This window comes from Billgrantia kenyensis, assembly GCF_013697085.1.
GTDB classification, from domain to species: Bacteria; Pseudomonadota; Gammaproteobacteria; order Pseudomonadales; family Halomonadaceae; genus Halomonas; species Halomonas kenyensis.
The window spans coordinates 1-10,548 of the sequence record NZ_JACEFT010000053.1; the positions used below are offsets into that span (position 1 = coordinate 1).

Sequence of the window (10,548 nt, forward strand, 5' to 3'; positions counted from 1 at the left end):
TATTCCGAGGTGCTCAAGAAATCAGTCGCTGGACCGGACACCCTTCAATAGTGTTGCGCTTGGGACTTGAGACCGCCTTTTTTTCCTAAAGGTAAGGGAGAAGTTTGCCGTTGGTTTTTCTAGTGACGGTAAAAAATCAAGCCTATCTTCTTCAACTAGTCGGACTACCTTACATGCACTTTCCAGCTGGTATTGGTAATTTAATTTTTGGTTTTTCAGGGCTTCGATCTTATCCCGCGTGTCGGCTCTCTCTTCCACATCGATGAGTTCCTTACGCCACTGGTATGCCGCGTTAATCACATGGCTGAGTAGCCATGTTCGCTCTTTGGATTTTATGCCGTTTTTAGTCAGGTAGTATAGAGCCCCATGTATGGGGTGGTTTCCATAAATCCCTTTTGGTCCGGTTATCTTTTTCGACACCAGGTAGAGGGCATTGTTTTCAAGTTGCGTATGAAGATTTTTTAGCGCGTCAATATCCCATAGCTCGTTTCCAGTATAGGTTAGGCAGTGAATGACATTTGCAAGCATTGGCTGGCACTGCTCAATAGCGAACCAGTCAGTCCGCGGCTGAATAATTTCTTCTAGAAGTAAAATGCTCTCATTGTCTTGTGACATTCTTAATTTCCGTTGATAAAGACTATTGGATGCGTCGGTTGAAGCCCATCGCCTCAAGAAAGTGGATCTTTTTCTTGAGCGTCGGGGCTATGCTCGCGATAAGATCAGGGTGCCTAGCGTCAACCAATTTCTTTGCTTCAAGCATGGCTTTTGGCAAGCTTTTCGTCTCCTTGCCAAAAGCCATGTCGTGCAGAAGCGAATTTTTCATACATATTTCATCAATATGAGATTTCTTGGGCGGCTCAATTAGGGCGATCGTGATGCTTACGTTGTCTGGTACGTGCTGGGCTAGCACAAGTGAGCGAAAATTGCCGATGCAGTAGTAGAGATTTTTGCTTTCTGATAGGTATGCGATTGGCGGAGCCATGGCGATGGCCGCGACAATGGCCGTCTGGTCCAAGTGTTCGATGTTTTGGAGCAGGGGCTGGCTACCCATCAGATGCCGTCTGACCGGTGGGCTAATGTCCGGTGACAAATGAAGCTTTTGCGGGGCAATTCTCTTGTAACGGGTTACTGACATGGCACCTATTTTCTCTTTTTCGCCTTTGTTTATTCCCTTGAGCCTCGTTCTCCCAATGAGACGGATTGTCATCACGTGGACTAGTAGGAATGCCATAATGGCCCCCTTCCGAAGAGCCACGGTTGGTTCCGATAACACTATTTTACCATTTTCGAATATTTTTTTGGTTTCTGAGGAAATGAAGCAGGGAGGGGGATACGACACCACAGCTGTGGCGAATGAGGGCTGTCACGCTGCTGAACACGCTCTCACGGAGGTTTTTCTTCAACAATTGAGCGTTCTATGGGAAGCTCAGAGTTGCGTATTCCGCGTAATTATGACCGGCATTTTGTCTCGACATGACTGATTTCGGCGGCTTTTCTGAAATCCGCGGACACGTTGCCGGAATCACCGGTCACCTACGCATTTAAAAATAGTTTTTCCGTCTGCTCGACGATGAGTAGAACTCGTCCGGTCGCTGTAGTCGGAAATGGACCAAGAGGGCCATGTGGTATCACTCGCAAGCTGTGCCGGTGGGTGAGACTCCCTCGCGGACGCTGTATTACCGTCCCAAGCCGCGTCTGCGTGTGATCAATACCGACCTGGCCAGCAGGGTAAAGCTGGCGTTGGAGCGGTTCCCCACGTACGGCTATCGCCGCCTGGCCTGTGTGCTGGGTGAGAACCGCAAGCGGATACAGCGCATCCTGCAGCTGAAGGGCTGACAGTGCGCTAGCGGCCCTAGGGTGGCCGACCTCGAGCCAGGAGTTTGCCGTCGATCGCCTCGCGACTGGATGAGCGATGGGCGACCAGTTCTGACACACGTCTGGTGCGGCAAGGATCGGAGGGCAAGCCTGGCGGTGATCATCGACTGTTGCACGAGGGAGATCCTTGGCTGGCGTTTATCGGACAATGGCTACAGCAAGACGGCCGAAGCCGCATTGGAGGAGGCTTTGATGCATCGATTTGGCACCCTGGGGCTGATCTATTTGCCGCTGACACGAAAGTCCGACAACGGTTTGGTTTTCAGCAGCCGGCACTACACGGCGACATAAGGTGGGCAGTATTTTTCTGTATGAACAACACCTTTGTATAACACTAGTAGCCTACCCACCTGCTCCGGTTATGTAAGTCCGCTACTCTGTTGTCAGCCTCTGACGAGCAGCATCCTCCAAGTGTGTTCCAACTTGTAGCCGAAACACCCAGCGCCAGTTGGAGGCCTCGGGCGGTCGCTACGCCCGGATCGCCATGTGCATCGGCGTGGGTCAGGGCATCGCCTGCGTGATCGAGCGCCTGGAAACCTGAGTGTCGCGGCGGGCCCGGCCCGCCTATTACTTTCGTTCCTTGTCATCACGAACACCGCCGCCCCAAGGGCGGCGGTTTCGTTGAGAGGTCGTGGCTCGCGTCAGCCGATGGTTCGCTGCCCCTCTATCTTCACCGCCGATCGGCGGCGAAAGGGACCGGCCAGCCACAGGTAGGCGCCGCCCAGCAGCGCCAGGCCGACGAGATCGCTGCGCCACTCCGGATAGATCAGCAGGCCGGCGGTCAACAGCAACCAGAGGCGCGGTAGCCAGCCGAGGGTGCCCACCCGATAGAGATAGCCCTCCATGGCCGCCGCCACCAGCCAGATGGCGGTGATGGCGGTCAGTGCCGAGAGCAGGATCAGGTCGAGCGGCCCCTGCAGGATTAAAGAAGGATTGAGCACGAAGAGGAAGGGAAGAACGAAGAGTACCCCGCCCAGGCGAACCGCATGCAGGCTGGTTCGGGTGTTGCTCGCCCCCGCCACGCCCGCGGCGGTGATCGCGGCCAGCGCCACCGGCGGCGTGATGTAGGAGAGCATGCCCCAGTAGAGGATGAACAGATGGCTGCCCAGGGGGTCGAGTCCCGCCGCCACCAGCGCCGGCGCCAGCAGGATCGACAGGAAGATGTAGCAGGCACTCACCGTCATGCCCATGCCCAGCACGAAGCTGGTCACCGCCCCCGCTGCCAGCATCAGCGGAATGCTGCCGCCGGCATAGAGGAGCAGCTCCCGGGAGAAGGAGCCGGCCACCCCGGTGTAGGAGAGCCCACCCACCACCATGCCGATGCCCGCCAGCACTGCCACCAGATTGCCTATGCCGTGGGCCAGCTGATAGAGGAAGTCAAGCCCCTTGGCGAGATTCAGCCGCTGCCGGCGCCGGAACAGCGAGATGGCCAGCAGCACCAGAGTGGCATAGTAGGGGGCGTAGCTCTCCAGGCGCATCACCAGCAGCATGTAGATCAGCACCGCCAGGCTGAGCAGATAGGGCCAGCCCTGCTTTAAGGTATCGCCTAGCCGCGGGATTTCCTCGGGGCGCATGCCGCGAAGCCCCTGTCGGGCCGCATAGTGGTCCACTTGCAGCAGCAGCGCCAGATAGAAAAGAATCGCCGGCAGCAGTGCCGCCACCATCACCTCGGCATAGCTGACGCCGAGGAAGGAGGCCATGATGAAGGCCACCGCCCCCATCACAGGCGGCATCAGGGTCCCGCCCGTCGAAGAGCACGCCTCCACGGCGGCAGAATATTCCCTCGAATAGCCGCTGCGCTTCATGGCGGGGATGGTGATGGTCCCGGTGGTGAGGATGTTGGAGACGGCGCTGCCCGAGAGGCTGCCCATGAAGGCACTGGAGACCACTGCCACCTTGGCCGGGCCGCCTCGGCTCCTGCCCATCAGGGCGGTGGCGAAGTTCATGAAGAACTCCCCGCCCCCGGTGATGGTCAGGGCGATGCCGAACACCACGAAGCCGATGATCAGATTGGCCACCACCTGCATGGGCACCCCGATGATGCTCTCCGCCCCCATCACGTGGGCGCGGATCGTCTCGTCCAGGGAGAAGGGGTTGCTCCACAAAAAGCCGGGCATATGGCCGGCATAGAGCGGATAGAGGCCGAAGATGAGGGCCACCGCGAAGATCGCCCAACCGCCGCAGCGCCGCACCCCCTCCAGCACCAGCAGGATTGTCAGGGAGGCCACCAGGGTCGCCTCAAGGGGCGCGAAGAACTCCCATCCCTCCTGAGTCATGCGCAGGCCATTGACCCCCAGGTAGCCGGCGCAGCCCAGGGCGGCGGCGGCAAGAGCCCAGTCGTACCAGGGCATGCGATGGGCATCGGCGGCCCTGGCGGGATAGCAGAGCAGTGCCGCGGCCAGGAAGATGCCGATCAGATAGTAGAGGAAGGCGTTGCCAAGCGGGTAGAAACCGAGCAGCTTCAGCCCGAAGGTCTGGTTGATGGCCATCAGCAGCCCGGTGAGTCCCAGGATCATCACCACGCCCCGGGAAACGCCATTCAACCGTGCATTGCGAGTATCGCTCATGGTCAGAACCCTTGAGATGAAGTGAGCCGGGGCCAAGACCCCGGCCACGGCATTATCTGAACTCTGCCAGGACGGCCTGTCGGCGCTCCTCCCAGCGAGCCGCGAAAGCATCTTCATCCAAGCCCTCACCCTCCGCGAGGACCTCGTCCCAGGCTGTCTTCAGCATTTCGAGGCGGTCCAGGCGCGCCTCATTCCAGGCCTGCATCTCATCGGTCCAAATCCCTTTGTCTTCCATGTAGCGTACTGCACCCGGATGAAAGGGAATATCAATCGGCGGGACACCGGAGTCCTCAATGGACCAGCGATGAATGGCCGAAGTGGCATCCTTGTAGAGGCCATAGGTCTCGTCGAGGGCCTTGACAAAGGCGTAGACCTCATCGTCACTACGCTCGGCCATCGAAACGATGATCGGATAGCGATAGGCCAGCATATTGGCCGGCGACTCCTCGGAAAGCCCTGCCCCAATAGTCTCCTCGAAGGGCTGGAACACCGGGGCGACCTGGTTCATCCGCTCCCACCCTGACGAATCGTCCGCAGGAATGTCGACCCAGCGGATACCCCGGGAGGACTCCTCCAGCTCGTAGAGCTGACTGGCGGTGGTGGTGGTGCAGGCGGCATCGGCGCGATTCTGGGCTAAAGAGCCCATGGCCGCCCCATGGGTCGGAAACATCACCACCTCGACGTCCTCGCTTGTCAGGCCGCCAAAGGCGAGGATGGCATCGCACTTGACGTTGACCGAGGGGTTGCCGGCTACATAGGCGACCCGCTTGCCGCGCAGGTCCTCTAGGTTGTGGATGTCGGCGTCGGCGGCGGTAGGCACACCAAAAGTAGAGGGCCGGCCGGCCACGGCGCGCAGGTCCTGGGGCCCCCAGCGACGCTCGGCGAAGTCATAGGTGCCTTCTGAAGCGAAAAAGGACTCAGTGGCCAGATAGGCGTAATCGGCGCGCCCGCCGAGCAGGGGCTGCAGGCGGCCGATGGCCGAGCCGGCAGGCTGGATTCGAACTCGCGTATTGTAGGCCCGACCGAAGGCATCGGCGATGGCCGAAGCCTCGGAGTGTCCCTGGGAGCCCACGTCATAGGCGGTCCAGGTCATGGTATCGGGCAGGCCCTCGGCCTGGGCGGCACCGAAACCGATCAGGGAAGCGGCCGTCAGGCCGGTGGTCAGGGTTTTGAGTGACATGGCGTTATACTCTCAAGTTGTTGTTGGAAATAGTGTAAAGATGCGCGTCTCACTCGACGCGCGATGGGGGGATCACCCCCTGGGCCTGCAACTCGGCCAGCCTGGCCGGCGCGAGCCCCAGCTCGGCGAGGACCTCCTCGGTATGCTCGGCGAAGCGCGGCGGCGGCCGCCAGTAATGGGCGGGGGTCCGTCCCAGCTTGATGGGCGATCCGGTCCCCTTGTAGGCACCGATCTCGACGATCATCTCCCGATGGGCAGTGTGCGGGTGGGCCAATACATCGCGGGTCTCCAGTACGGGGCCACAGGGCACTCCGGCACGGATCAGGCGTTCGGCCAGGGCCATGCCGTCCTGAGTGGCCAGTACCGCCTCCAGCGCTTCGCGCAGTGCCTCGCGATGGGTTAAGCGCGCCCCGTTGTCGACGAAGCGTGAATCCTCCATCAGCTCGGAACAGCCGAGCAGCTCGCACAGCCTGGCGAACTGGCCGTTATTGCCCACCGTCAGGAAGAGAGGCCGGGTGGCGGTACGGTACACCTCGTAGGGCGCGATGTTAGGGTGTGCATTGCCGGTGCGCCGTGGCGCCGGGCCGCCATAGAAGACGTTGGGGAAGTGCGGGTGCATCAGCGAGAGTCCCGAATCGAACAGCGCCGCCTCGACGAACTGCCCCTCCCCGCTGCGGGCCCGCTCGTGCAGCGCCAGGGATATCCCGATTACCGCATTGAGGCCGGTAACGATATCCACCACCGGCAGGCCGACCCGCAGCGGCTCACCGTCTGCTTCGCCGTTGACGCTCATCAGCCCGGCCATGGCCTGGATCACCGCATCGTAGCCGGGCAGCCCGCCGAGGGGGCCGTCGGCGCCGAAGCCGCTGATCCGGCAGTGGATCAAGCGCGGAAAGCGGGCCTTGAGGGTCTCATGCCCCAGCCCCCACTTCTCCAGGGTGCCCGGCTTGAAGTTCTCCACCAGCACGTCGGCCTCCTCCAACAGCTCGAGCAGTAGCGCCCGCCCCACCTCCTGGCGCAGGTCGAGCGCCATGCCCCGCTTGCCGCGGTTGAGGCCATGGAAGTAGGAGGAGGCATCTCCCGAGAAGGGAGGGCCCCAGCCGCGGGTCTCGTCGCCGCCGGGCGGTTCGACCTTGATCACGTCGGCGCCGTGGTCGGCCAGCACCTGGGTACAGTAGGGGCCGCCCAGCACCCGGCTCAGATCGATCACGCGAATGTCGCTCAGGGAGGTAGCAGGCGTGCTCATGCGATCTCCCCCTCGGCGCGCGGCGCCGCTTGGGGCAGGCCCAGCCCCTCGATCAGCTGCGCGACCGCAGCCCTGCCCATGGGGGCCTCGGCCAGCAGCTCGGCGAGCCGCGGCGTCGGCGCCTCGTCCACCGCCAGCGGATCCTGGGGCAGCAGCCGGTAGCGCATCACCAGGGCGGCCAGGGCCTGGCGGCGGCAATCACCTCCCTGCTGCCCGGCTTCCCAGGCCAGGAAGACAGCCGAGGTGAGGTGATAGAGTGCGCTGGCGATGCGCCGCACCTCGGCCTCGTTGCTCGGATTGGCAGCGACACGCTCAGCGGCATGCGCCCCCTTCTCTAGCTGGTCGGCGAGCAGCGCCCGCTCGGACTCGCCCAGGACCGATTCGCCCAGCAGCCGGCGCAGGTAGGTCACCAGCACCGGCAGGGTGCCCTCGCGTCGAATGGCGCGGAAGACGTCCAGGGCGACGATGTTGCTGGTGCCCTCCCAGATGGAGCCGAGGTGGGCATCGCGCAACACCCGGGCATCCGACCACTCCTCGATGTAGCCGCAGCCGCCGCGCACCTCCATACCGTCACCGGCCACTTTGCGCGCGTCGCGGGTGGTGCGGAACTTGATCAGCGGGGTAAGGATACGCAGCAGCTTGGCGGCCTCCGCGTCACCGCCGTCGGCACGCCGCAGGCAGTCGGCGGTATGAAAGACCAGGCTGCGCCCCTGCTCGGCGGTGAGCAGCATCTTGAGCAGTTGGCGCTGCATCAGCGGCAGGTCGATCAGCCGGCGGCCGAAGGCCTCCCGGTGGCTGGCGATGAACAGCGCTTCGTTGACCACCCGGCGCATCAGGCCGGCGGAGCGCACGCCGTTGGAGAGGCGCGACATGTTGATCATGTCGGTCATCTGCTTGAAGCCCTTGCCCGGCTCGCCTACCACATAGGCCTCGGCGCCCTCCATCACGATCTCGCCGCTGGCCATGGAACGGGTGCCCAGCTTGTCCTTGAGGCGCTGGATGCGATAGCGATTGAGGCTGCCGTCGGGCAGACGACGCGGCAGCAGGAAAAGCGTCAGGCCGCGGGTGCCGGGCTCGCCCCCTTCCGGCCGCGCCAGCACCATGGCCAGGGCGGCATCCGGATTGGAGCAGAACCACTTGTCGCCGTAGAGGCGCCAGACGCCCTCCTCGAGGCGCGCCTCGGTGGTGATTGCCCCCACGTCGGAGCCGGCATCCTGCTCGGTCATGAACATGGCGCCCTGGAAGAGCTGCTCCTCTTCCTGGGAGGTCAGGTGGCCGAGATAGCGCTCGATCAGTTCGTCGGATCCGAACTTGCGCAGGGTGCGGGTCAGGGAGTCAGTCATGCTGAGCGGGCAGCAGAGCCCGAACTCCGCCTGCACGAAGAGGTAGGTCAGGCCGTACTTGACGATGGGCGGCAGCGGCTTGGGCCAGCCGAGTACCCCGCCACGGTGGGACATGGCGGCCAGCCCGAAGTGGGAGTAGGCATAGTGCTCGAGGCGACGATAGGCAGGATGCTTGTCGATGTGCTGCAGGTCGGCACCGTGGCGGGTGCGCAGCTGCAGCACGGGCGGGTGGCGGTCGGCCTCCAGGGCCAGGGACTCCAGCTCGTCGCCCACCAGGTCCCCCAACTCGTGAAAGGCAGAGGCCAGGTGCTCGCGCAGCTCGGGTTCCAGGTAGATGGACAGCAGGCGGGCGAACTCGGGGTCCACGGTGAAGGCGTTGTGGCCACGGCTGTCGGGAATGTTGCGGTGGATGGACTCGGACACGCTCGTCTCCTCTTGGCGGTCTTGATATTGTGTTCCGCATACTAGAAGCCGATTCTGCCCCATCACCAATACCGATTACCGATGCTACGATAGCATTTACTGTATCGTCGCCCACCCCGCCGAGGAGTCGCCCATGGCCCTGACCTTCCGCCAGCTGCGCTACTTCCTGGTGCTCGCCGAGGAGCTCCACTTCGGTCGCGGCGCCCAGCGGCTGCACATCTCCCAACCGCCGCTGAGCGCCAGCCTGCGCCAGTTGGAGGAGGAGCTCGGCGTGCAGCTGCTGGTTCGCAGCAGCAAGCACGTGGCCCTGACCACCGCCGGCGAAGCCTTCCAGCGCCAGGCGCGCCGCCTGCTGGAGGATCTCGAGGAGTCCCGCACTCTGGTGCGCCGCATCGCCGACGGGGCCTCGGGGGTACTGCGGGTCGGCTTCACCCCGGCGATGCTCTTTCGTCGCCTGCCCCAGGCCCTCCAGGCGCTCCAGGCCGCTCACCCCGGCATCGAGATCCAGCTGCTGGAGCGCAACTCCGCCGACCAGGTTCAGGGGCTGGAGGCGGGCCAGCTGGACATCGGTTTCATCCACGCCATGCCGCTGCCCGAGACCCTGGCCACCCTGACGCTCGCCGACGAACCTTTCCTCGCCTGCCTGCCGCGCCACCACCCCCTCGCTTCACGAAGCTCGCTGAGTCTGCGCGACTTGGCCGGCGAGCCCCTGGTGATGTTCCGCCGCGATCTCTCGCCCCACTACTACGACCGGATCCTCGGCCTCTTCCTTGTCGCCAACCTGAAGCCCACCATCACCCATGAGGTCTCCCAGTGGCTGACCATCGTTGCCCTGATCGCCCACGGCATGGGGGTGGCCCTGGTGCCCGCGTCCTTGGCGGGCACCCACTTTTCCAACGTCGTCTTCCTGCCGCTAAGCGACGCGACCCTACGCCACCAGTCCCATTGCGTCTGGCTCGAGGTGAGGGAAGCCCCCAACCGTGACCTGTTGATCGATATCATCCATGGGATCGGACAGGCAGGCAGTGCCTGATATGCGATACTAGTTTCAGAGATAGTCGGAACACTTCTGGATGGCTGCGTCTGACACAGACGATCTCCCGTGACGACAAACAGGAACAGACTGCAAGAACCGCACTTTGTCACCGCCTTGGCCCGCTGCACGGCAGCCCGCAGTGGCTCTATGACCATCGCTACTGCCCGCATGGCGACACGGAGAGCCGGATCAAGGAGCAGCAGTGGCTGTTCTCGGATCGCACCAGCTGCCATGACTGGTCGCCCAACCAGTACCGGCTGCTGCTGGCCGGCCTGGCCTACTTTCTATGGAACGGCTGCGCCGGGTGTAGCTGAAGCGCACCGCATACGCCACGGCCCAAGTCACCACCCTGCGCCTGAAGTTACTGAAGATCGGTGGCGTGGTGATCCACAATACCCGGCGCGTCCGGCTGATGCTGAGCAGTCACTATCCCGATTAGGAGCTCTTCCAGAAGCTCGCCCGTAAGCTGGTGCCGGGAAGACTGGCAGGGTGCTGTCCCCGGCACGAATTAACCAATGGGGGTAGGGGCAGTGCGTCTCGACGCGGGATCATCGATCAAAAAGTGAACTTTTTTTGCTGAATCCAGCGTGAGGAGCTGGCCTGCTCACTCAGCAGGCCAACTTCGCGGTGCTGGTGAAATATTCGGGCTAGTGAAGGCTACTTTTGCCACTGTGTGCAGTCGACTTCACCAGCGATCCCCTTCAAAATAGTACGGTTCACGGAGCCGTTAGCTGAGCTACTAAGTCCCTTTATACTGCGGCGTGCGTTTTTCTAGAAATGCTGCCATGCCTTCTTTCTTATCTGTAGGGTCCCGGATGATCAAATCGCCTATAGGAGTTATCCTCTGCTAGTGGCCAGAGGGCTTCTTCAGCAATTCA

The 10,548-nt window shown here is 62.3% G+C and carries 9 protein-coding genes and 1 pseudogene; 4 read left to right on the forward strand and 6 right to left on the reverse strand.

Features of this window, described 5'->3' with window-relative positions; genetic code table 11:
- Positions 1–21: 21 nt before the first annotated feature.
- A complete protein-coding gene (locus tag H1D44_RS20065; protein ID WP_181517045.1) occupies positions 22–615 on the reverse strand; it encodes a hypothetical protein in 594 nt (197 codons plus the stop codon).
- Between the two features lie 22 nt (positions 616–637).
- The gene (locus H1D44_RS20070) at positions 638–1,135 is read right to left on the reverse strand and encodes a hypothetical protein (RefSeq protein WP_181517046.1); all 498 of its coding nucleotides are present in this window, start codon (positions 1,133–1,135) and stop codon (positions 638–640) included.
- Between the two features lie 485 nt (positions 1,136–1,620).
- Here H1D44_RS20070 and H1D44_RS20075 point away from each other — a divergent pair, with 485 nt between their 5' ends.
- Both H1D44_RS20075 and H1D44_RS21390 read left to right on the forward strand, forming a co-directional pair.
- Positions 1,621–1,836: a hypothetical protein gene (locus H1D44_RS20075; RefSeq protein ID WP_181517047.1), complete on the forward strand. Its 216-nt coding sequence runs from the start codon at positions 1,621–1,623 to the stop codon at positions 1,834–1,836.
- Between the two features lie 69 nt (positions 1,837–1,905).
- Positions 1,906–2,166 carry a DDE-type integrase/transposase/recombinase gene (locus H1D44_RS21390; protein ID WP_181517048.1) on the forward strand — a complete coding sequence of 87 codons (261 nt, stop codon included), beginning with the start codon at positions 1,906–1,908 and terminating at the stop codon, positions 2,164–2,166.
- Between the two features lie 350 nt (positions 2,167–2,516).
- On the opposite strand, the gene H1D44_RS20090 is transcribed toward H1D44_RS21390, so the two are convergent.
- Genes H1D44_RS20090 through H1D44_RS20105 form a run of 4 tightly spaced genes read right to left on the reverse strand, consistent with a single transcriptional unit; the run spans position 2,517 to position 8,634 of the window.
- On the reverse strand, positions 2,517–4,442 hold the full coding sequence (locus tag H1D44_RS20090) for a TRAP transporter permease (RefSeq protein ID WP_238984600.1): 1,926 nt from the start codon (positions 4,440–4,442) through the stop codon (positions 2,517–2,519).
- Positions 4,443–4,494: 52 nt separating this feature from the next.
- Complete coding sequence (locus H1D44_RS20095; protein WP_181517049.1) at positions 4,495–5,622, reverse strand: TAXI family TRAP transporter solute-binding subunit; 1,128 nt, start codon at positions 5,620–5,622, stop codon at positions 4,495–4,497.
- Positions 5,623–5,671: 49 nt separating this feature from the next.
- Positions 5,672–6,868: a CaiB/BaiF CoA transferase family protein gene (locus H1D44_RS20100; RefSeq protein ID WP_181517050.1), complete on the reverse strand. Its 1,197-nt coding sequence runs from the start codon at positions 6,866–6,868 to the stop codon at positions 5,672–5,674.
- A complete protein-coding gene (locus H1D44_RS20105; protein WP_238984599.1) occupies positions 6,865–8,634 on the reverse strand; it encodes an acyl-CoA dehydrogenase family protein in 1,770 nt (589 codons plus the stop codon). Before H1D44_RS20105 ends, H1D44_RS20100 begins: the two co-directional genes overlap by 4 nt.
- Before the next feature lie 133 nt (positions 8,635–8,767).
- Between H1D44_RS20105 and H1D44_RS20110 the strand changes: the two genes are divergently transcribed.
- Both H1D44_RS20110 and H1D44_RS21395 read left to right on the forward strand, forming a co-directional pair.
- The gene (locus H1D44_RS20110) at positions 8,768–9,667 is read left to right on the forward strand and encodes a LysR family transcriptional regulator (protein WP_181517052.1); all 900 of its coding nucleotides are present in this window, start codon (positions 8,768–8,770) and stop codon (positions 9,665–9,667) included.
- A gap of 62 nt (positions 9,668–9,729) precedes the next feature.
- A pseudogene (locus H1D44_RS21395) lies at positions 9,730–10,109 on the forward strand (transposase).
- The last annotated feature ends 439 nt before the right edge of the window (positions 10,110–10,548 follow it).